This is a genomic window from Streptomyces sp. NPDC027189 (genome assembly GCF_055566975.1).
This window is the reverse complement of the sequence record NZ_JBVHRI010000026.1, coordinates 13,064-34,161: the sequence shown is the minus strand read 5'-3', so window position 1 is coordinate 34,161 and position 21,098 is coordinate 13,064. Positions and strand designations below refer to the sequence as shown.

Below are 21,098 nucleotides of genomic sequence, written 5' to 3'. Positions count from 1 at the left end.
CGATGACCTGCGAAGCCGCTGCGCCGGTGGGTGCGGACGCCTGGACGGGGAGACCGGCGGCCTCGGTGCGCATGAGCAAGGCCGCGGACAAGCCGATTCACAGAACCCGCTACGACGTGCGCCAAGTGTCGGTCACGGGAGCCGACATCCCTCGCCCCCTGGCCACTGTCGCCTTTCAGCCGAGCGTGCGGACCAGCAGGAGTGCCACATCGTCGTCGGGATCGGGGCGCAACGTGCCGAGCAGCATGTCGCTGGTCCTCTCCAAGGAGTGCTGTGTGCCTTGAAGAATCCGCATCATGGACTCCAGCGCGATGTCGATGGGCTGGCTGCGGCTCTCGACCAGCCCGTCGGTGTACAGGGCGAGCAAGGAGCCCGGAGGCAATTCCTGTTCCATGGTGCCGAAGGGCACGCCGCCCACGCCGAGGGGTACGCCGCCGGGCACGTCCAGGAGTTCCGCACTGCCGTCGGGACGGATCATGACGGGCGGGAGGTGACCGGCGCTCGACAGCTCGCAGGTGCCCCGACGGGGGTCGCACACGGCATAGACGCAGGTGGCGATCGTCTCACCGAGGGAGCCGGCGATGTCGTCGAGGTGGTGCAACAACTCGGCGGGGGACGGGTCGAGTCGGGCCAGTGCGCGGGTGGCGGTGCTCAACTGCCCCATGATGGCCGCGGCTTGAACGCCTTTGCCCATCACGTCGCCGACGATCAGACCGGTCCGCCCCCGGCTCAGGCGCAGCACGTCGTACCAGTCTCCGCCGACTTCGCTCAATGCCGGAAGATAACGGACGGCGATGTCGAGGCCCTCGTGGTCCACGGGCATGACCGGCAGCAGACTGCGCTGGAGGGTCAGCGCCGCGGTGCGCTCGCGCCCGTAGAGCCGGGCGTTGTCCACGCAGATCGCCGCCCGGGCGGCGAGTTCCGAGGCGAGGATGCGGTCCTGTTCGTTGAACGAACGGGGGTTGATGGTGCGGTACAGACTGAGCGTGCCCAGTACTTCGCCCCGGGCCACCAGCGGGACGGCCAGGTAGGAATGGACGCCTGCCGTACGCAGGGTCTGGGCGGCATGGGAGTCCCTGGCGATGCGTCGCATCATTGCGGGATCCACACGCTCCACCAGGATCGGCCTGGCTTCCCGGACGCACTGGGTGATGATCCGGGTGGAGCCGTAGGTGGCCAGCTCACCGACCGGGTCCGCGGCGTGGATGGCGTCTGTGAGGTACCCGGCCGATACGGCCAGCGCCCTGAACTCGGCATGGGCGTCACCGGTGACCGCGGTGGTGGTGCCGCGGGCGACCACCGCCTCGAGCACATCGACGGCGGCCAGGTCCGCGAGCTCCGGTACGGCGACGTCGGCCAGTTCCCGGGCAGTCTGCTGAAGATCCAACGTGGTGCCGATGCGGACACCGGCATCCGCGATCACGGACAGGCGCTCACGGGCCTGGGCGATCTCGGCCGCAGCCTGCTGCCGCTCGGAGACGTCGATGACGGCAACCGCCAGCCCGAGGACGCGGCCCTGGGCGTCCTCGATGCGGTGGTAGGACTCCGAGTACGCACGGTCCTCGGTTTCGGCCGCCGTCCTGCCGACGGTCTGCTGGTCCAACAGGGATTTTCCGCTGGCCAGGACGAGCCGCATGCGCGACTCGATGGTGTCCGCGTCCAGACCCGGCAGCACCTCCCGGATACGGCGTCTCAGCACCGCTTCCTCGGGCAGACCGTTGATCCGCTCCATGGCCGGATTGACGCCCACCCATCGCAGATCGGTGTCGAAGACCGCGATGCCCACCGGGGTCTGATTGACCAGGCTGTGGGAAAGTGCGAGGTCCCGCTCCACGCGCCGTACCGTCGTGGCGTCCGCCGCCAGGCCCAGAAGGTGGGCCTGCCCGTGGCTGTCGCGCAGCCGCATGGTGCGAAACTCCACCGGGCGTTCGGTGCCGTCCCTGTGCTGCAGGGGGAAGACACCCGCCCATCTGGCTCCGGACCGGACCTGCGCGAACAGCTCGCGCGCCCGCTGCCGGTTGTCGGGCGACACCAGGAGGTCGTCGGCGCCGTGGCCCAGAGCCTCCTCAGCCCGATATCCGAGCAGTTGTTCGGCTTCGGGGCTCCACAACACGATGCGCCCGCCGCTGTCGAGTACCACGGCCGCGACCTGCAACAGGTCGAGCAGCCCGCCCGGCGCGGCGGTGATCCCGTCGTCGTTCCCGGTCCCATACCCGTGCATGTCAGCCGCTCCCTCCGGCGCGGCAACGGCACTGCCAAGATCCGCCCTGCGGATTCTCCGATTACGTCACAACGCGCTCCGGAGGGCAACACCTGCACCATGGACCCGTTCACTGACCGCAGGTGGCGGGCTTGGTGGCGCGTAGTCGCCGTACCCCATGTGCGACCGTACGGATGACGGTGCCGACCCCCCCCTGGTCGCGGCCCGCCGCGAGCACATCGCGTATGCCGTGGTCACCCTCTGCGCAAACCGAAGGAGAGCCGGTCATGAGCACATTCCTCACAGCGCGGCACGTCAGGACGACGCCAGAAGGCATCCTGTGGGAGCCGAGCGAACGCTGGGTCCGCGGCCGCACCGGCGCCATCACCGTCGTCGACAGCAGGCATCCGGTGCTTGTCTGGGAGCCCGGTCGGCCGGTCCCGCTGTACGCCTTCCCCCGCGAGGAGATCCGGGCCGACCTGCTGCGCCCGGCCAAGAACCCACCGCTCGGCACGCACTCCGGCTCGCAGATCTTCTACGACCTCGACATCGGCGAGGAAGTACTGGAGAACGCGGCCTGGACCTTCCCCGCCGACGACTTGGCCGACCACATCGCGTTCGAGTGGTTCCAGCGCAGCGGCAAGGGACTGGATCACTGGTACGAGGAGGAGGAAGAGATCTTCATCCACCCCCGCGACCCGCACAAGCGGGTGGACGCACTGCCGAGCAGTCGGCACGTCAAGGTGGAGATCAACGGCACGGTCGTCGCGGACACGAACCGGCCCGTGCTGCTCTTCGAAACCGGTCTGCCGGTGCGCTACTACATCCCGCGCGAGGACGTCCGCCTCGATCTGCTCGTGCACACCGACCACAGCAGTGGCTGCCCGTACAAGGGCACCGCCGAGTACTGGTCCTGGCAGGGCGAAACCGACGCCCCGTCGAACCTCGCCTGGAGCTATCCGCACCCGCTGCCCGCAGTGGCCGGCATCGAACGGCTCATTGCCTTCTACAACGAAGCAGTCGACATCACCGTGGACGGCGAAGTTCTGGAGCGCCCTGTCACTCCGTTCAGCACCACACTCCTGGCGCGCCCGACGAGGTAGGGCCGGGATCTTTTACTCCGTCATGGTCCGTTTTTACTCGGTCATGGTCCGTCGGACGTGCAGTGACCCGTGGGGAGGGGCCGGAGCCCTTGGGGGCTCCGGCCCCTCGTTCGAATCCCAGGGGATCCGAGTACGTTCCCCGTGCACTCCCGCTGTTGCGGGGGTACCACCCATGCGTAGCACGGCCTGTAGTCCCGCGCAGCTGTGGCGACGCGGGGCTACCGGGGAGAGCTCAACTGGCTTTGCCGAATTGACTCGCCGTCAAACTTCAGCCGTCAGTGTCCACCGCCACCGCCGTGTCCACCGCCGCCGCCGCCGTGTCCGCCGCCGCCGCCGTGTCCACCGTTACCGTGTCCACCATTGCCGTGTCCACCGCCGTCGTGTCCACCGTTGCCGTGTCCACCGTTGTCGTGGCCACCACGGTCGTGTCCACCGTTGTCGTGTCCACCACGGTCGTGTCCACCGTTGTCGTGTCCACCACGGTCATGGTTCCCATAGCCGTTGTCATCGCACGAATCGCCATGACCCCAGTAACTGCTGCTGCAGGAGTCGTCGGACGAATTGTGCTGGTTCGAGGAGGTGGCACTGGCGGCGCTTGCTCCGCCAAGGGCCAGAGCCAGGGCAGCGAACAGGCTGGCGAACAGCCGGAAAGCCGTTGATGTTGTTACCCGCATGGTGTTCCCCTTCCCGGGAGCGTTGACGGCTCCGAGCTCCGCACGGTCGCGGTGACGTCAGCACCAGGGAGGCGCTGATACGTTGCGAAGGGGGTCCGGTACATCGGCCTTGAAAGTGACGGGAGTTGCCGTCGCCGACTCATGCGCTGAATGCGCAGCATCGGGCCCGACGGGGCTGCTCAGTGTGGCAGTCCCCGCGGCGGGGCATTCGTCCGTCGTACAACCGACGACCGGGTGATCGTCGGTCGCGATGGCGAGATTGTTCGTCTCATCAGGTATAAGACGGACATTTGGTTTAATTCGCCTCTAACTTACGCATAAGATCGCGTGGAAGTCAAGCGCGGCAGGTGGGCCCGGGGGTCGGGGGGTCGGCTGCGCCGCTGAGTCCAACTCCTGCTCGCTGTTGAGCAATTGGCGCCCAATCGTTCTGCGGGTGTTGTTCATGATCAAGGTGCCGAGCGGCGAGTGGCGTTCGATCGTCGTCACTGCGCGTTACGAGAGATCTGCGGCCGTGCACCTGGCAAGAGCGCGCCGAGGTGTCGTTCGTGCATTCGATTTATGAGCCCCTTCGGTGCCTCCGGAGCTGGTGAGACCTCTATGTCCTGCACACGACAAGGGGGAGGTTTTCATACCAACTCCGGAGGCTGGTAAGCCCATTGCGGGGCTACGAAGACGGTGGTGGGCGCGTGGTCGACATCATCGTCACTTTCGGTAGCCGAGGAGGGTCATCATGCCGGATTCGGAGTGGTACTGGTTGTGGCAGTGGAGCATCCACAGGCCGGGATTGTCGGCGTTGAAGTCGACGACGAGCTTGCGGTGCGGCAGCACCACGGCCGTGTCCTTGCGGGTTCCGACCGCGTCGATGCCCTTGAGCGCGAAGGTGTGGCCGTGCAGGTGCAGGGGGTGCCACATGTCGGTGCCGTTGATGAGGGTGAGGCGGACCCGTTCGCCCTGCCGGACCGGGTGGCGTTGTTCGAGGGAGTACGGCTGGTGGTCGAAGCTCCAGTCGAATTTCCTCATGTTGCCGGTCAGTCTGAGGCGCAGCTCGCGGTCCGGCTTGCGTCCGCAGAGAGCTACGGATTCATGTGGCACGAGGCGCCGGGCCGGCACGATCTGGCCTTCGAGCTCCCGCGGTTGTACGGAGGCCCGGGGGCTGGCGCCGCCGCCGGTGCGCAGGAGTGCCAGGGCTTGGGCGTTCTTGCCCTCGGCGAGTGCGACCAGCGGGAACACTCCGTCCTTGGCGGTGATCAGCACGTCGTAGCGTTCGGCCATGCCGAGCAGGAGTGCGTCCGTCCTCGTGTGCTGGACCGGGTAGCCGTCGGTGTGCGTCACCGTCATCTCGTGGCCGCCCAGCGCCACACGGAAGGCCGTGTCGCCCCCGGCGTTGATGATCCGCAGCCGGATGCGGTCCCCGGGGCGGGCCCGGAAAACCGAAGGAGCCTGCGGGAGACGCCCGTTGATCAGGTAGAACGGGTAGTCGACACTGCCACCCTCGCTGTGCAGGATGCGGCTGTGGGAGTGCTGCAGGAGGCGGGACGGGCCGCTGGACCTGTCGTGGGGGGACTCGTCGCGTTCGCCGTCCTCGGCCATGTCCATATCCGTCGCCATGCCCATCGGCGCACCCTTGCCGTGGCGCAACTGCGCGAGTACGCCGTCCGGAGTGGAGCCGGCTACGCCGTCCACCCAGTCGTCCAGGACGATGACCCACTCCTTGTCGTAGGACAGGGGCTCGTTGCGGTCCTCGACGATCAGCGGGGCGTACAGGCCGCGGTCGAGCTGCATTCCCGAGTGCGAGTGCAGCCAGTACGTGCCTGGGTGTGACACGGCGAAGCGGTACCTGAAGTCCGCGCCGGGCCTGATGGAGTACTGGGTCAGACCAGGTACCCCGTCCATGTCGCAGCGCATCCGGATACCGTGCGAGTGCAGTGTCGTCGACACCGGTAGGTGGTTGGCGAGCGTCATATCGAGGATGTCGCCCGCGGTGATCCTGACCTCCTTGCCGGGCAGTGTGTCGCCGTACGCCCATGACCTGACGGTCCGCCCGCCCAGGTCGAGGGACGTCTCGGCGGCGATGAGCCTGAACCTGCGGACGAGACCGGGCCCGCGTGCCTTCTCGGCGGCGATGACCTCGGGGTCGGACGGGTTCACGTATCCCTTGGGCCCCTTGGGGACGAAGCCCCTGTCGCCGTGCCCGGCCGTCTCGGTCCTCGAGTGGGAACCGGCGCTCGGATGGGATCCGGGCTCCGGGTGCGAGCCGGGCGCCGCGGGGGCTCCGGACACCGAGCGGGAGTCGGTCCCGGTGCGGGAGGCGGTCCCTGGGTGGGAGTCCGACCCGGAACAGGCAGACAGGACTCCCGAGCCGACGGCCACGATCGAGGCACCGAGCAAGGTGCGCCGCGTATGTGTGTGCATGGATGAATAACACACGTTTTGTGCTCGTGTGTCAGAGAACCGGAGCGGCGCGTCTCGTGAATCGCGTGCCCCGCCTTACGGGGGCGCAGGTCCCGCACGACGAGGTTTCCGCCCAAAACCGGTGTGGCGCGCGGCTGAATGGAGGAGGGGCTGCGCATCCCGGCACGGGACCCGGTTCGGCGCGGGCACCGCTGTCGACCTGGGCCTATGCGTGGTCGGGCGTGTTCGGGTGGTGTATCGCGGGGCGCGGTCGTAGCGTCGAGTGAGGAGCAACTGCTGGATGCGGCGCCGATGTCACGGGCAACTGCTCCTGGCGCGTCCACCGCCGAGCGCGGGCGGATGAGGTGTGCAGCGAGGCCCGCGTGGGCTCGCATCGAGGCAGCTGTGGGGAGCCGGCATGCAGAAACAGAAGCTCAAGTCGGCGGTTCTGCTGAGTGCTGTCGCAGCGCTGGCAGGTGCATTGGCACCGGCGTCCGCTTCCGCGGAGTCGCCCGCGGAAGCTCGGGTGGTGGCCGTCGACTGTTTCTCGAAGGCGCAGATACAGCCCGGCGACTTCTTGCTGGCCTGCGGCGATGGCAACAACCGTCTGACGGCACTGCGGTGGTCCGTTTGGGGGCGGACGACCGCGGTGGGCAGCGGCCTGGACGCAGTGAACGACTGTCTGCCCTACTGTGCCGCCGGGAAATTCCACACCTACCCCGTCACCGTACGGCTCGACCGCCCGGAGCCTTGGCTAAAGCATCCTGGGCTGCAGCATTTCACCCGGCTACGGCTGATCTATACCGACGACACGCCGCCGCGGCTGCAGCAGCGAGAAGTGACGTACAAACTCTGGGACTGACGACCGACTCGTGTCCCGGTCGCCTCTGCCGGACAAAACGGCTGGTCGGGCGGTTGTGCGGGTGGCTGGAATAGAATCGGACAGGGGCGGGCGGTCCGGGTTTGTTTCACGGTTGTCGCGCGGTGGAATGTGGGTGATGCGCGATGGATTCGGCGCCGGATGGGGCGAGTCCGTATTCGGGTCGGCCTTCAGGGCTGATCGGCGCGCAGATTGCGGGTTACCGTGTGGAGCGTGAGATCGGCCGTGGGGGTATGGCCGTTGTGTATTGTGCGCGAGATTTGCGTCTGGAGCGCACGGTTGCGTTGAAATTGCTTGCTCCGGAGATGGCCCGCAACGACACTTTCCGGCGCCGCTTTACGCATGAGTCACGTGTGGCCGCCGCGATCGACCATCCTCATATTGTGCCGATCTTTGAAGCCGGTGAGATGGATGGCGTCCTGTATATCGCCATGCGCTATGTATCGGGGCTGGACCTGCGCGCGATGCTCGACCGGGACGGGTCGTTGACGGTGGAAACCGCGCTGCGTATCGCCACGCAGGTGGCGTCGGCGCTTGATGCGGCGCATGAACATGATTTGGTGCACAGGGACGTCAAGCCGGGCAATATTCTGGTTGCTCAGGGCACTGACAGTGACCACCCTGAGCACGTCTATCTCACGGATTTCGGTCTGACGAAGAAGTCCTTGTCGCTGACCGGGTTCACGACGGTGGGCGAGTTCGTCGGCACACTGGACTATGTGGCACCGGAGCAGATTTCGGGCCGTCCGGTGGATGGCAGATGCGATCTCTACAGCCTTGCCTGTGTCGTCTATGAAACTCTTGCGGGCGGTCCGCCTTTCCAACGGGATGAGGACATAGCGCTGCTGTGGGCGCATCAATACGATCAGCCGCCTGCCCTGAGTGAGAAGCGGCCGGGGATCACGCCTGCATTGGACGGTGTTCTGGCGAAGGCTTTGGCGAAGGTTCCCGAGGACCGTTACGACTCCTGTCTGGAGTTCGTGGCGGCTTTGCGGGCCGCTGCGGGCGGTGCCGGCGAGGGAGCGCATGCGCCGGCGCGGGTGGGGTCCTGGAGCGCTACGGGCGCGCGGCAGCCGGGACAGGCTCCGGATCCGCCGGTCTGGGCACGGCCGGTCTTCGGCCGCTTGCCCGGTTAGGTCTTAGGTCGGTGGTGCTGCCTCTTCGGGGAGGAGGCAGGCCGTGAGGGCGGCGGTGTCGTCGTGCAGGCGGTTGTCGCTGTAGGCGAGCAGATCGTGATGGAGGCGGTCCAGGAGTTGTCGGGGCGGGAGGGGGCCCCAGGAGCGGACGCGCTGGATGAGCGGGTAGAAGGAGCCGGCCGGGTCGCGGGTTTCGGTGATGCCGTCGGTGTAGAGGAGCAGCTGATCGCCGGGGCGGAAGGCGTGTTCGTCGACGTGGTACGGCTCCCCGACGAGCATGCCGAGGTTGAGGGGCGGCGCGGACCGGGACGTCTCCAGCTCACTCACCGCGTCCGGACGGATGAGCAGAGGAGGTGGGTGACCGCAGTTGACGATACGGACGATGTGGTCGTCGGCGACGATCTCGGCGAAGACGGCGGTCACGAAGCGCTCGCTCATGTCGCTCCCGGGGAGCTGGGCTGCTCTGCGGCCCATGCTGGTCTCCACCCGGCCCGCCAGCTCGGCGAGGTCGGGTTCGTCGTGAGCGGCTTCGCGGAACGCGCCGAGCAGGGTGGCGGCGGTTTCCACGGCGAGCAGGCCCTTACCGCGTACGTCTCCGATCAGCAGGCGTACCCCGTGTGTCGTGGGCACGGCCTCGTAGAGGTCGCCGCCGATGCGCGCCTCCGCTGCGGCGGAGAGATAGAAACTCTCCACCAAGACGTTGCCGATCCGATGGGGGAGCGGCCGGAGCAGGACGCGTTGGGCGATGTCGGCCACGAAGCGCACGGTGGCGAGGGTGCGTTCGCGTCGTGTGCGGTGGGTGGCGAGGAAGGTTCCCAGGGTGCCGACCAGAGCGGTGCAGAGGTAGGCGGCCACATAGTGGCGGTCCCACAGGTACCCGACGGAACGGCCCGCGCAGCACGGGGTGCCGGCCAGCACCGCTTCGAAGGCGATGGCGAACACGGTGACGACGACGACGACCGCGGGTCCGTGTGCGAAGGCGGCCACCAGCGGCAGGGCGATCAGCAGGAAGCTCACGGGCCATTGCACGGGCGTGATGGGCTCGATCAGCAGGACGGCGGCGACGTAGAAAACGGGCATCCAGCGCAGCCATACCGGTGGTGCAGGCAAGCCCTCACCCCGGCTGCCAGGCCGAGGCCCACGGTGATCTGCTTCCGCGGCGCGACCCGGCCACCTCACTGCCCCCTCCTGCGCCCGGACGCCGACGTACCGGCGAGGTGTCCCGGGACGGGGCCTGTGAGCGGACGACGCACCTGACGGCTCGACTGACGCAGCCTGCACACACGGGACTCCTGGCACGGATTTCGGCAAGAGGACCAGCCTGCTGCGCCCCGGCACGGCGTACGGGGCATTGCTCCACTCGGCGGCATGTCAGGGGGCCCACGTGTTGCCGGCCGGGTGCGCGGATCGCTGGTCTGGGGTGCATGGCCCGCCGCGACCTGATGACCTGCCCCGGCCCAGGCCCGGCGCTGCACATCCGCACGTGCCGCCGCGCTCCGCGCCGCCGACACGATCGTTGCGCGGGCCGAGCGGTGCCGCCGAGGGCTGCGCGCCTTGCCTGCGCCGCGCGCCCGGCGCACGCTGGTCGTATGGGTGCTCACGACGGCCCGACGCTCATCACTTCCGTGCAGCGGGCCTTCCGCTTGCTGGAAGCGGTGAGCACCCATGAGAACGGCGCGCCGGCCAAGCAGCTGGCACGGGAGACGGACCTGCCCCTGGCCACCGCCTACCACCTGCTGCGAACGCTGGTGCACGACGGATACATACGGAAGCTGAGCGACGGCGGGTTCATCCTGGGCGACAAGCTGCAGGGGCTGCGCGCCACGGGCAGCAGGCAGGCGCTGCTCAGCCGGGTCCGTCCCACGCTCGCCGCTCTGCGGGACGAGCTCGCGACGGCCGCCTACCTCACCTTCTACGAGGAGGGCGAAATCCGGGTTGCCGAGATCGTCGACGGCCCCCGGGCTCCCCGGGTCGACCTCTGGGTGGGAATGGAGGACGCGGGGCACGCCACCGCGCTGGGCAAGTCCGTGCTGCGCGAACTGGACGAGGACTCCCGCAAGGACTACCTCACCCGGCATCACCTCGCCGACCTCACGCCACGGACCATCACCAGCCTCCCGGAACTGCTCCGGCGACTCGACTCCTCACCCATGGCCCCGGCCGTCACGGACCTGGAGGAGTACGCCCTCGGCACGGTCTGTGTCGCCGTGCCCGTCTACAGCGGGGGCACGCTCGGCTCGCTGGGCGTCTCATTGTCGGCGGACCGGCTCTCCCGACTCGAGGAGATCCGGGCGCGGCTGCTCCCGACCGCGAGTCGTGTGACCAGGAGCCTTTCGCTCACTATCTGAAAATCCTGTTCTTGTGGCGCCCGAGCGGAGGACGTTTCCTGGATGAAACAGGCATTTCAGGAATGTGCCCCGCGCCCAGGTGAGGACTGCAGACAGAGCATGAGTCAGGACCGAGACCATGGCGGCTGCCACCGGACGATACGGCCGTGCCGGAAGCCAGTGGCCAGTCCTGGGGCGTCGGCCCGTAGGCGCGTCGCAGCGCAGTTGGCCGTCGGTGCACCGGTACTGCCCGTACTGATCGTCGCCGTCGTCGCGCTCGTCGACCTCGTCGGCGGAGCGGGGGTGATCTGGCTGTCACTGCTCGCGGCCGGGCCCGCGCTGGCCGCCACCACCAGCGGGCCGCGCGGAGTCCTCGGTGTCGGTCTCCTCGCCGTGGTGCTGGGCGCCATGCTCGGAACCCGGGACGCTGCCCCGGGACGCGAGCTGGCGGCCGTACTTTCCGCCGTGGTGGCCGTCGCTCTGGCGAGTGGCCTGGCCAGCGCGCTGGGCGGGCGACGTGAACGCGTGCTCGCCGCCGTCCGCTCGGTCGCGGAGGCCGCCCAGCAGGCGCTTCTCACGCCCATACCGGCGACTGTCGGGCCCTTCCGGGTGGCCGTCCGCTACAGCGCCGCGGCGGCGGAGGCCCGTATCGGCGGGGATCTCTACGCACTGGTGCCCACCCCGTACGGGGTCAGGCTGATCGTCGGCGATGTCCGCGGCAAGGGGCTGCCGGCCGTGGGGACCGCCGCACTTGTGCTCGGCATCTTTCGTGAGGCTGCCTACGACGAGCCCGATCTTCTCGCCGTCGTCGACAGGATCGAGCGGAGTCTGGCGCGCAACCTCGGGTTCGACGACTTCGTCACCGCCGTAGTCGCCGGATACCCGCAGGCGGGGCATCTGGAGGTGGTCAACTGCGGACACGCGCCTCCGCTGCTGGTACGCGAATCCGGAGACGTCGTGGTGGCGGTAGAACCCACCCATCCGGCCCCTCCCCTGGGACTGCGCGCCCTCACGGGCGAGACCGCCAGCCTCCAGGTGCTGCCCTTCGCAGACGGGGATCAACTGCTGCTCTACACCGATGGGGTCACCGAGGCCCGCAACCACAGCCGGGAGTTCTACCCGCTCGCCGAGGGCCTGGCGCGCCACGTGTCCGACGAGCCGGCACGCACCCTCACCGCGCTCCACGACGAACTGCTGGCGCATGTGGGCGGCCGACTGCACGACGACGCGGCGCTCCTGCTGCTCCGCAAACCGGCCCTGCTCGAACCGGCGGTTCACGAAGCGACCGCTCCCGAAGCGACCATTCCCGAACCCGCGTCCGATGTCGGTCGCGGCCGTGGCTCCTACCGGGTGCAGGCACGCTCGTCCTGACCCCCGGGCTTCGCCCGCGGTGGGGCACTCGCGGACTGCGGTCGTGACAGGGAAAGATGGGACCGCAAGGGACGGTCAACTGATGTGGAGGAGCGGGCACATGGTGCACGAGCGAGCGGGCAGGCCGGCCGGTCCCGAGGATCTCGTCGACGTCGCCCGACTGGTCACCGCGTATTACGCACTTCACCCCGACCTCGCCGAACCGGGCCAGCGCGTTGCCTTCGGCACGTCCGGACACCGCGGGTCGTCACTGGCCACCGCGTTCAACGAGGACCATATCGCCGCGACCAGCCAGGCCATTTGTGAATACCGGGCCGGCCAGGGCACGGACGGTCCACTCTTCCTGGGCGCCGACACCCATGCCCTGTCGGAGCCCGCGAAGGTCACCGCCCTGGAGGTGTTCGCCGCCAACGAGGTGACAGTGCTCATCGACGCCGCGGACGGCTACACGCCCACCCCGGCGGTGTCACACGCCATCCTCACCCACAACCGCGGACGCTCCTCCGGTCTCGCGGACGGCGTAGTCGTCACGCCCTCCCACAACCCGCCCGCCGACGGAGGCTTCAAGTACAACCCGCCGAACGGGGGACCGGCCGGCTCCGAGGCGACTTCCTGGATCCAGGACCGCGCCAACCAGATCATCGCGGGCGGGCTGAAGGACGTGCGCCGCCTTCCCTACGCCCGGGCCCTCGCCGCCTCCAGCACCGCCCGGTACGACTTCCTCGGAACCTATGTCGCCGACCTGCCGAACGTCCTGGATCTCGACGCGATCCGCGCCGCCGGCGTGCCTCTCGGAGCCGACCCGCTGGGCGGGGCGTCGGTCGCCTACTGGGGCCGCATCGCCGAGCAGCACGACCTCGACCTGACGGTGGTCAACCCCCTCACCGACCCGACCTGGCGCTTCATGACGCTGGACTGGGACGGCAAGATCCGTATGGACTGCTCGTCGCCCTACGCGATGGCGTCGCTCATCGCACAGCGCGACCGCTTCCGGATCGCCACGGGCAACGACGCGGACGCCGACCGGCACGGCATCGTCACACCGGATGCGGGGCTGATGAACCCCAACCACTACCTGGCCACCGCCATTTCCTACCTCTACTCCCACCGCGACCACTGGCCCGCAGACGCGGGTGTCGGAAAGACCCTGGTGTCGTCCGGAATGATCGACCGGGTCGCGGCCGACCTGGACCGTCAACTGGTCGAGGTTCCGGTGGGCTTCAAATGGTTCGTGGACGGACTGGTCGACGGCTCGCTCGGCTTCGGCGGCGAGGAGTCGGCCGGCGCCTCCTTCCTGCGACGGGACGGCTCGGCGTGGACCACCGACAAGGACGGCATCATCCTGGCGCTGCTCGCCGGTGAGATCACGGCGGTCACCGGCAAGACCCCGTCCGAGCACTACGCCACGCTCACCGACCGCTTCGGCGCACCCGCATACGAGCGCATCGACGCCCCCGCGTCACGCGAGGAGAAGGCCCTCCTCGCCCGGCTCTCTCCCGAACAGGTCGGCGCGGACACCCTCGCCGGAGAAGCCGTCACCTCGGTACTGACCCACGCCCCCGGCAACGGCGCGCCCATCGGCGGCATCAAGGTCACGACCGCCAACGCCTGGTTCGCGGCACGGCCCTCGGGCACCGAGGACGTCTACAAGATCTATGCCGAGTCGTTCCTCGGACAGGACCACCTGCGTACGGTGCAGGAGGAGGCCAAGGGCGTGGTCCAAGCGGCATTGGGTGGCTGAACCCGGGGCCGCGCGCCTGCGGCCGGCGCGCCGTGCCGGTGGCGCACCGTTCCTGGCAGCCCTTTTGTCCGTGCCGGCCGATCATGCGGTTGCCGACGCTCCCGTTCTCGGAAGAACAGGCAGCCGGATGGCAGACAGGCGATCAGCTGCCCCAGGCGCGACACTGGGACGAGCGACTGATATCCGGAGGTTCGGATGACGGGCAGCGAGCTGGACTACGACTGTGTGACGGTCTTCGGCGGCGGGGCTGTGCCATGACTGCCGCACCCGGCGCCACCGGCACCCATCACCGGCCCGACCTCGCCGACCAGACTGTCGTGGTGATCGGCGCCAGCGCGGGTATCGGGCTGGAAACCGCCCGCCAGGTACGCGCGGGCGGTGGTCGGGTGGTCATGGTCGGCCGCAATCCGGAACGGCTGCAGGAAGCCGCACGCGAGATTCACCCTGTGACCACAGCGGCGTTCGACGCCACCGACACCGACCGCCTCCAGCAGTTCTTCCAGGATCTGCCCGGCCCGGTCGACCATGTGATGGTCACAGCCGGCAGCCCCTCCTACATCCCCTTGGCAGACATGGACCTCGCGGCCGCCCGACGTGAGTTCGGCGAGCGCCTCGCCACGACACTCGGGGTCGCCCTCTACAGCCGTGACAAGGTCCGAGCCGGAGGCACGCTGCTGTTCATGGGCGGCACCGGCGGTCGGCGCCAGGGCGTCGGCATGACCATCGTGTCCGCCTTGACCGCGGCGCTGCCCGCCCTCACCGCGAACCTGGCGCTAGAACTGGCACCGATCCGCGTGAATCTCATCGCTGCCGGATTCGTCGACACGCCCCTGTCGGCCTCGCTCCTGGGCGATCAGCTCGACGCCCGGCTCGAGGAACTGCGCGCCACGCTCCCCATCCGCCGGGTCGTCGAACCGGCCGACGTTGCCGCTCTGGCCGTACACATCATGTGCAACGACGCCCTCACCGGCGCGACGTACGACATTGACGGGGGCCAGCAGCTCATCGCCCACTGACTACTGGGACGGAGCGTCTCGGGGACGGCAGTCCCTCCATCGGGGCCGCCCCGGGACGGATCCCGGGGCGGGGTCGGGCGCCTCGCTATGGGTGCGGATTCCGGCGCGTGCGGTCAGCGGGCCAGGCCGAAGTCCTGCGTCCAGTAGTTGCCGGGCTGCGCGAGGCCGACGCCGATCTCCTTGAAATCGCAGGTCAGGATGTTGGCCTTATGGCCGGGGCTGGACATCCAGCCCGCCATGACCTGCTCGGGGGTGGAGTATCCGTACGCGACGTTCTCGCCGTAGGCACTCCAGGTGTAGCCGGCCCGAGTGATCCGTTGGCCCGGGTCCGAACCGTCGGAGCCCGTGTGGGACATGTTCTGGTGGCTCGCCATGTCCGCACTGTGATCCTGGGCCGCCTTCGAGAGCTTCGCGTTCAGCGTCACGGGGGAGCATCCGGCCTTGCTGCGCTCACTGTTCACCAGGGCCACGACGCGAGCCACAGCACTGGATGCCGGGGCCGGTGTGCTGGGGGCGCTGGGGGATGTGGCGGTGGGCGTCCTGGGTTTGGCGGGTGCCGTGGAGGCGGGCGCGGCGGGTTTGGCGGGCGCTGTGGAGGCGGGTGCGCTGGGTTTGGCGGGTGCCGTGGAGGCGGGTGCGGCGGGTTTGGCTGGGGCGGTCGAAGCGGGTGCGCCGGCTGTCTGCCAAGTCGGCGCCGAGGGATGCGAGGTCCACTCACCGGGCCTCCACCGCTCCTGCAGGGACGCGTTCTTCCACTGCCTCCAATGACCGTGGGACCCGGCGTTCTTGCTGCCCGGGTTCATACAGGCCATGGCGGCGGACGGTATGGCCAGCGCGCTCAGTGCGACGGCAGCGATGGCTATCTGCCGGTGGCGCGTCTTCCTGCGGTGCTTGCTCATGCGGACCTCGCTCCATCGTCGCGGGTGCGCCTCCGGTGGGCTCGGCTCTGCACGGACGCGGTGCCTGAGCTGCGGTGACGCCTGCTGGGGCCGTCATTGTTAAAACCTGAGTGAGTGACCGCAACGAGCAGCACTACTACCCGGCCTCGTAGTCCTCGATCGCCCTTGAATCGGGTGCGCAGGTGTGCAGCCCCGGTTCACCGGAGCGCGACATGACCTGGCACTCCGTCAGGAGGCCTTATGCACCCGGTAAGCGGCGCGAGGGAACAGAGTGGGGCGCATTGCACCAGATCATGTGCGTTGTTTGTCTGTTTCCGGATGGCAAGTCTGAACATGTCGCCCGCGAGTCATGTACTACCGAACCGCGTTGATGCGGGAGTCCGACGTGACGGATGTCACCATGTGCCGGTGCAACCATTCCCGGCAGGGGTGACGGGACGCGGTTCCGCCGGGGGTCGCGGCTCGGCCGTGCGACCCGGCCCTACGCCTGCTCGGAGCCGGTGCCGCCCTCGTCCTGTGATCCAGCTCTCATGATGGCCGTGCAGCAGATGGGACGGTGATCGCGGCCGACCCCCGCACCCCGAGGACGGTATCCAGGGGTGGACAGCGTCAACCTGACGCTCTGCTCCGGCTGACCCCGAGGCCGCCGGCCCCTGTTCCTCCCGGTACCGGTGGCTGAGGCTGCGCTGGACCCGGCCGCCTCCATGGCCGGGTCCACCCTCATCTGTCCGCTGGGGTCGGGCAGGACAGCCGGCGCTTCAGGGTTGCAGTGGGCTGCAGAACAGGGCCGCGGGGCCCGGCGTGCTGCCCAGGCGGGTGGTGAAGGCGATACCGGCGGCGTACTCGTCGGCGGCGCACTGGCCCTTGTAGTGGCCCTGGGCGAAGTCGCCGCCGGCCCCATCGGCGGGCCGGTTGTCGGACCGGTCGAACCAGACGGTCCGTCCGGTGCGGCCCAGAGAGGCACGGGCGGGCGCGCACAAGGCCGCCGACACACGGTCACCGCGGCGGCTGTAGCCGATGAGGAACTGCCCGGCGGGGCACTGGAGTTTGGTATAGCCGCCGGCCCAGTCGCCGCCTGCGGGGACGTAGCGTTCGTCGGTGACGACCGTCTGGGCGTTGCCCGCGGCGCGCAGGTCTCCGCCGGTCGTGTCGGTGCACAGGCCACGGCCGCCCGTGTGGCCGAGGCCGATCAATCGCAGGCCTTCGGGGCAGGCGGCCTTGTAGGCTCCCGGATCCCAGTCGCCGCCGGCCCGCACCCGCAGAGACTGGACCTGGTCACCGTGGTCGGTGGTCAGCATGCGCCAGACAGGTGCCGGCGCGATGTACCCGGTGCGGGTGGGGGACGTCATGAGGTGGTCCCAGGCGGTGCGGCGCCAGTCGCCCTGGTCGAGGATGCCGGACCGTCGTCCCGCGGTGTCGTAGCGCAGCAGGGCCCAGTCGTCGTGGCCCTCCCAGCCGACCAGGGGCCAGTACGCGAAGTCGGCGTCACGGTCGGCGAAGTAGTCGGTGACGTTTCCGAACCAGGTGCGGGCGGCGGTGCCCGTCTCGTTGGCGCCGATGCCGAACTCGCTGACCCACACCGGCGCGGTGTAGTGCTGCCCTTCCGTGGTGGCGAAGAAGGCCTGGTCGGCGAGGACTTGGTACAGCTGGTCGCGGGTCAGGTCCTGGTAGCGGGGATCGTGGGTCTCGCCGATTCCGGTGGCGCCACTGTGCCGGGGACCGGTGTAGCCGTAGAAGTGTGCGGAGTAGACCAGCTTGTGAGCGTCCACGAGGGTGTGCGAGAGCGTGCGCACGGGCGTGAGGGTGGGGCGGTCGTGCGGGAGTCCGTCGACGGGCAGACCGGTCCAGTTGATGCCCTCGATGACGATGAGGAGATCGGGGTTGGCCTCGGTGAGGATGCGATCGGCGGCGAGTTGCGCCGCGGCGTACCAGTCGTGGCTGTCTCCCAGGCCCCAGTTGGGATCGTCCATGATGTCGCGGCGTACTTCGTTGTAGAGATCCGCGCCCACGACACGGGAGTTGGTGGCGTAACGACGGGCCATGAAGACCCAGTCGTCGGCCCACTGCTGGGTGGACTGACCGCTGTTCCAGCGTTCGTTGCCGTCGATGCCGCAGCACCAACGGGAGGTGTTGGTGTGGTTGTTCAGGATGACGGCGAACCCGTCCTGGGTGAGGGCGGCCACGACGGCGTCGTAGATCTGCAGGGGCGTCTTGCCGCGCAGTTGCGGGTTGGCCGCGACGGCGGCGTCCGGCACGGCGGCCGTCGCGTGGATCATCTCGTTGGAGAACGGCAGCCGGATGCTGTTGATGCCGAGTTCGTGGAAGTCGGTGAGCAGCTGGGGCAGCGGGGTGCGGTCCAGGCCGAGGGGGATGCCGTACGAGTTCTGGTCGGCGTGGTGGTTGGCGGGATCGGCGGTGCTGCCGCTGCCCGTCCACGAGCCCTGCGCGCCGTCCCAGTTGGCCGACTTCAGTCGGAACCGGTGCCCCTGGGCATCGACGATGTACCGGCCGCGGGTGGACAACGGCGGCTGCCAGGTGTCGGCGGCCGGGGGAGTGGTCTGGGACGGGGCCTCGGAGGCGACGGGCTCCGGGACGGCGGCGACCGCGGTCGGCGCTGTGGTCAGCAGTGTGAGAACCGCGGATGTTGCTGTCAGGTACTGGACAAGTCTGGTCGGCATTCGGTCCTCTGCGGGCGCGCGGTGGGGAAATGGACGATCAGTGGCTGCCACCCTACGAAGGAACACCGGTCAGGTCGATGTCAGTTGTCGCCACCATGCTCTTCCTCCGGCGAGCGCGAGTCGGGACCGCGCCGCGGACTTCCGGTGACGTGCGTCGGACCGGCTGCCAAACCAGCCATCCATGGCAGGCATTGCGGGGCCAGTGGTGGGGCCGGATATACCCATCCGTCCTCCCTGCACCGGCCGGTAGGACCAGCTGCCCAATCGTTGCCACTGTTCCGATTGCTGGGCAGGCTCCGCCTCGGAAAGCATGAGCGTCACCCAAGCGTCGTGCGACTGCACGTTGCTGACGATGGTGAGTCGGCCAGGCGTGCGGATCACTGGGGCGTCGGTGCGGAAGTCGGGTTCCCGCGCGGAACTGTCCATGCCGGGCCCGATGTATTCGCTGATGTAGACGTGCGAGTACTCGATGCCGGCGACGCCGCAGACCGTATGTGACGGTGAGTTCCGATGGGGGCTCGGTGGACGTGGAAAAGGCCGGTTCGACGCCGTTGGCGCCGAACCGGCCTTTCCGGTGATGCATCCCCCCGGGGGTGTCGAGCCCTCCGCTCGGCGGGGCCGGTCAGTCCGTGCCGGACTCCATCGCGGCGCGGTCCAGCATCTCGTCGTCACCGGCGACCTCGCCGCGGGAGGCGATGGCCTCGGCGCCGCCCTCCGGCATGGTGCCGATCAGCCCGGTCGCGGCCGCCTGGGCGGCGCCGATGGCGGGGCTGCCGGTGCCGATCAGGCCGAGTCCGGCGTACTGCTCCAGCTTGGCGCGCGAGTCGGCGATGTCGAGGTTGCGCATGGTGAGCTGGCCGATCCGGTCCACCGGGCCGAACGCGGAGTCCTCCGTGCGCTCCATGGACAGCTTGTCCGGGTGGTAGCTGAACGCCGGGCCCGTGGTGTCGAGGATGGAGTAGTCCTCACCGCGCCGCAGCCGCAGCGTCACCTCGCCGGTGACCGCAGAGCCGACCCAGCGCTGCAGCGACTCGCGCACCATCAGTGCCTGCGGGTCCAGCCAGCGGCCCTCGTACATCAGGCGGCCAAGGCGCCGTCCCTCGTTGTGGTACTGGGCGAGGGTGTCCTCGTTGTGGATCGCGTTGACCAGGCGCTCGTAGGCCGCGTGCAGCAGGGCCATGCCGGGCGCCTCGTAGATGCCACGGCTCTTGGCCTCGATGATCCGGTTCTCGATCTGATCCGACATGCCCATGCCGTGGCGGCCGCCGATGGCGTTGGCCTCCATCACCAGGTCGACGGGGGACGCGAATTCCTTGCCGTTGACCGTCACCGGGCGGCCCTGGTCGAAGCCGATCGTCACGTCCTCGGTGGGGATCTCGACCGAGGGGTCCCAGAACCGCACACCCATGATCGGCTCCACGCTCTCCACGCCCGTGTCGAGGTGCTCCAGGGTCTTGGCCTCGTGGGTGGCGCCCCAGATGTTCGCGTCCGTGGAGTACGCCTTCTCCGTGCTGTCCCGGTAGGGCAGGTCGTGGGCCAGCAGCCACTCCGACATTTCCTTGCGGCCGCCGAGCTCGGTCACGAAGTCCGCGTCCAGCCAGGGCTTGTAGATCCGCAGGTGCGGGTTGGCGAGCAGGCCGTACCGGTAGAACCGCTCGATGTCGTTGCCCTTGAAGGTCGAGCCGTCGCCCCAGATCTGTACGTCGTCCTCGAGCATCGCCCGGACCAGGAGGGTGCCCGTGACGGCGCGGCCGAGCGGCGTGGTGTTGAAGTAGGCACGCCCGCCCGAGCGGATGTGGAACGCACCGCAGGTGAGCGCGGCCAGGCCCTCCTCGACCAGCGCCGCGCGGCAGTCGACCAGGCGCGCGATCTCGGCACCGTAGGTCTTCGCGCGCCCGGGCACCGAAGCGATGTCGGGCTCGTCGTACTGACCGATGTCGGCGGTGTAGGTGCACGGGACGGCGCCCTTGTCGCGCATCCACGCGACCGCGACCGAGGTGTCGAGGCCGCCTGAGAAGGCGATGCCGACGCGTTCGCCGGCGGGAAGGGAGGTGAGGACCTTAGACATAGGAAGAGTATGCATCTTCGCGCATGGTCATGCAAAGGTGCTTCAGACTTTATGTCGCACATCCTGGCTCGACGCGGCGATCGCGGCCAGTTCGGGGACCAGTTCATGCCCGGCCTGCGTCGGGTCATAGTCAACGTCCAGACGATCGAGCCCACCGACGAGCCCGACTGGTGGCTGATGACCACTCCGCACGGACCCGCCAAGCTCCGCATCCGCGGCAACGCCGAACAAGGCGTCCTCGTCCACGACTACGTCGATGACATGGCCTCCTGGCAGGTCCCCGCCCGCGTCGTCCCCCATGGCGCCGGTAGCGAATTCATGATCACCTTCTTTCGGCCGGCCTCGTTCACCGACGCGTTCTTCGACGAGCAGACCGCCCGGGTCGACACCGAGCTCGCGGCCCTGAAGCAGGTGCTGGAAGCCGACGCCTGAGCCTGCCCCAGGGGGCAAAGCCCGCTTGTCGCCGCGGCGGGCAGTGGCTCCGGCAGGAAATCGGGCATGGACCGCCGCTCCGCCCTGCGCCCGGTGCGCGCGCCCCGCTCCGCCCGCGCCCGGATGACTACGCGGACACCGCCGCCGCCCCGGTCGCCGATAGGGTGGGGAGTGATCAACCG

At 68.9% G+C, this 21,098-nt stretch carries 15 protein-coding genes; 8 read left to right on the top strand and 7 right to left on the bottom strand.

Annotated elements, in window-relative coordinates; all coding sequences use genetic code 11:
• Positions 1 to 175: 175 nt before the first annotated feature.
• Positions 176 to 2,221 (bottom strand): SpoIIE family protein phosphatase, encoded by a 2,046-nt coding sequence (locus ACZ4RZ_RS40035; protein ID WP_467752271.1) that lies wholly within the window; start codon positions 2,219 to 2,221, stop codon positions 176 to 178.
• Positions 2,222 to 2,487: 266 nt separating this feature from the next.
• On the opposite strand from ACZ4RZ_RS40035, the gene ACZ4RZ_RS40030 reads away from it, so the two are divergent.
• The gene (locus ACZ4RZ_RS40030) at positions 2,488 to 3,303 is read left to right on the top strand and encodes a DUF427 domain-containing protein (RefSeq protein ID WP_467752269.1); all 816 of its coding nucleotides are present in this window, start codon (positions 2,488 to 2,490) and stop codon (positions 3,301 to 3,303) included.
• 268 nt (positions 3,304 to 3,571) lie between these two features.
• Here the strand turns inward: ACZ4RZ_RS40030 and ACZ4RZ_RS40025 are convergent, their stop codons facing one another.
• Together ACZ4RZ_RS40025 and ACZ4RZ_RS40020 are read right to left on the bottom strand one after the other, a co-directional pair.
• Positions 3,572 to 3,799: a hypothetical protein gene (locus ACZ4RZ_RS40025; protein ID WP_467752268.1), complete on the bottom strand. Its 228-nt coding sequence runs from the start codon at positions 3,797 to 3,799 to the stop codon at positions 3,572 to 3,574.
• Positions 3,800 to 4,679: 880 nt separating this feature from the next.
• The gene (locus tag ACZ4RZ_RS40020; protein WP_467752267.1) at positions 4,680 to 6,389 is read right to left on the bottom strand and encodes a multicopper oxidase family protein; all 1,710 of its coding nucleotides are present in this window, start codon (positions 6,387 to 6,389) and stop codon (positions 4,680 to 4,682) included.
• Between the two features lie 397 nt (positions 6,390 to 6,786).
• On the opposite strand from ACZ4RZ_RS40020, the gene ACZ4RZ_RS40015 reads away from it, so the two are divergent.
• The gene (locus tag ACZ4RZ_RS40015) at positions 6,787 to 7,230 is read left to right on the top strand and encodes a hypothetical protein (RefSeq protein ID WP_467752265.1); all 444 of its coding nucleotides are present in this window, start codon (positions 6,787 to 6,789) and stop codon (positions 7,228 to 7,230) included.
• Positions 7,231 to 7,373: 143 nt separating this feature from the next.
• Positions 7,374 to 8,384 (top strand): serine/threonine-protein kinase, encoded by a 1,011-nt coding sequence (locus ACZ4RZ_RS40010; protein WP_467752263.1) that lies wholly within the window; start codon positions 7,374 to 7,376, stop codon positions 8,382 to 8,384.
• Positions 8,385 to 8,387: 3 nt separating this feature from the next.
• Here ACZ4RZ_RS40010 and ACZ4RZ_RS40005 read toward each other — a convergent pair whose 3' ends face one another.
• Positions 8,388 to 9,494, bottom strand: a complete 1,107-nt coding sequence (locus tag ACZ4RZ_RS40005) for a PP2C family protein-serine/threonine phosphatase (protein ID WP_467752261.1) — start codon at positions 9,492 to 9,494, stop codon at positions 8,388 to 8,390.
• A gap of 479 nt (positions 9,495 to 9,973) precedes the next feature.
• On the opposite strand from ACZ4RZ_RS40005, the gene ACZ4RZ_RS40000 reads away from it, so the two are divergent.
• From ACZ4RZ_RS40000 to ACZ4RZ_RS39985, 4 genes are all read left to right on the top strand, one after another.
• Positions 9,974 to 10,732, top strand: a complete 759-nt coding sequence (locus tag ACZ4RZ_RS40000) for an IclR family transcriptional regulator (protein WP_467752260.1) — start codon at positions 9,974 to 9,976, stop codon at positions 10,730 to 10,732.
• A gap of 99 nt (positions 10,733 to 10,831) precedes the next feature.
• On the top strand, positions 10,832 to 12,082 hold the full coding sequence (locus tag ACZ4RZ_RS39995) for a PP2C family protein-serine/threonine phosphatase (protein ID WP_467752258.1): 1,251 nt from the start codon (positions 10,832 to 10,834) through the stop codon (positions 12,080 to 12,082).
• 100 nt (positions 12,083 to 12,182) lie between these two features.
• On the top strand, positions 12,183 to 13,823 hold the full coding sequence (pgm, locus tag ACZ4RZ_RS39990; protein ID WP_467752256.1) for a phosphoglucomutase (alpha-D-glucose-1,6-bisphosphate-dependent): 1,641 nt from the start codon (positions 12,183 to 12,185) through the stop codon (positions 13,821 to 13,823).
• Between the two features lie 254 nt (positions 13,824 to 14,077).
• Positions 14,078 to 14,839 (top strand): SDR family oxidoreductase, encoded by a 762-nt coding sequence (locus ACZ4RZ_RS39985; RefSeq protein ID WP_467752255.1) that lies wholly within the window; start codon positions 14,078 to 14,080, stop codon positions 14,837 to 14,839.
• A 113-nt stretch (positions 14,840 to 14,952) separates the two neighbouring features.
• Here the strand turns inward: ACZ4RZ_RS39985 and ACZ4RZ_RS39980 are convergent, their stop codons facing one another.
• From ACZ4RZ_RS39980 to argG, 3 genes are all read right to left on the bottom strand, one after another.
• Positions 14,953 to 15,738: a CAP domain-containing protein gene (locus tag ACZ4RZ_RS39980; RefSeq protein WP_467752253.1), complete on the bottom strand. Its 786-nt coding sequence runs from the start codon at positions 15,736 to 15,738 to the stop codon at positions 14,953 to 14,955.
• A gap of 758 nt (positions 15,739 to 16,496) precedes the next feature.
• Positions 16,497 to 18,416, bottom strand: a complete 1,920-nt coding sequence (locus ACZ4RZ_RS39975) for a glycoside hydrolase family 5 protein (protein WP_467752251.1) — start codon at positions 18,414 to 18,416, stop codon at positions 16,497 to 16,499.
• A gap of 622 nt (positions 18,417 to 19,038) precedes the next feature.
• A complete protein-coding gene (argG, locus tag ACZ4RZ_RS39970) occupies positions 19,039 to 20,484 on the bottom strand; it encodes an argininosuccinate synthase (RefSeq protein ID WP_467752249.1) in 1,446 nt (481 codons plus the stop codon).
• Between the two features lie 51 nt (positions 20,485 to 20,535).
• Here argG and ACZ4RZ_RS39965 point away from each other — a divergent pair, with 51 nt between their 5' ends.
• A complete protein-coding gene (locus ACZ4RZ_RS39965) occupies positions 20,536 to 20,916 on the top strand; it encodes a hypothetical protein (protein ID WP_467752247.1) in 381 nt (126 codons plus the stop codon).
• Positions 20,917 to 21,098: the final 182 nt, after the last annotated feature.

Coding starts and splice junctions, on each gene's coding strand:
- ACZ4RZ_RS40035 (WP_467752271.1), bottom strand. CDS start 2,221: ATGCACGGGTATGGGACCGGGAACGACGACGGGATCACCGCCGCGCCG.
- ACZ4RZ_RS40030 (WP_467752269.1), top strand. CDS start 2,488: ATGAGCACATTCCTCACAGCGCGGCACGTCAGGACGACGCCAGAAGGC.
- ACZ4RZ_RS40025 (WP_467752268.1), bottom strand. CDS start 3,799: ATGGGAACCATGACCGTGGTGGACACGACAACGGTGGACACGACCGTG.
- ACZ4RZ_RS40020 (WP_467752267.1), bottom strand. CDS start 6,389: ATGCACACACATACGCGGCGCACCTTGCTCGGTGCCTCGATCGTGGCC.
- ACZ4RZ_RS40015 (WP_467752265.1), top strand. CDS start 6,787: ATGCAGAAACAGAAGCTCAAGTCGGCGGTTCTGCTGAGTGCTGTCGCA.
- ACZ4RZ_RS40010 (WP_467752263.1), top strand. CDS start 7,374: ATGGATTCGGCGCCGGATGGGGCGAGTCCGTATTCGGGTCGGCCTTCA.
- ACZ4RZ_RS40000 (WP_467752260.1), top strand. CDS start 9,974: ATGGGTGCTCACGACGGCCCGACGCTCATCACTTCCGTGCAGCGGGCC.
- ACZ4RZ_RS39995 (WP_467752258.1), top strand. CDS start 10,832: ATGAGTCAGGACCGAGACCATGGCGGCTGCCACCGGACGATACGGCCG.
- pgm (WP_467752256.1), top strand. CDS start 12,183: ATGGTGCACGAGCGAGCGGGCAGGCCGGCCGGTCCCGAGGATCTCGTC.
- ACZ4RZ_RS39985 (WP_467752255.1), top strand. CDS start 14,078: ATGACTGCCGCACCCGGCGCCACCGGCACCCATCACCGGCCCGACCTC.
- ACZ4RZ_RS39980 (WP_467752253.1), bottom strand. CDS start 15,738: ATGAGCAAGCACCGCAGGAAGACGCGCCACCGGCAGATAGCCATCGCT.
- ACZ4RZ_RS39975 (WP_467752251.1), bottom strand. CDS start 18,416: ATGCCGACCAGACTTGTCCAGTACCTGACAGCAACATCCGCGGTTCTC.
- argG (WP_467752249.1), bottom strand. CDS start 20,484: ATGTCTAAGGTCCTCACCTCCCTTCCCGCCGGCGAACGCGTCGGCATC.
- ACZ4RZ_RS39965 (WP_467752247.1), top strand. CDS start 20,536: ATGTCGCACATCCTGGCTCGACGCGGCGATCGCGGCCAGTTCGGGGAC.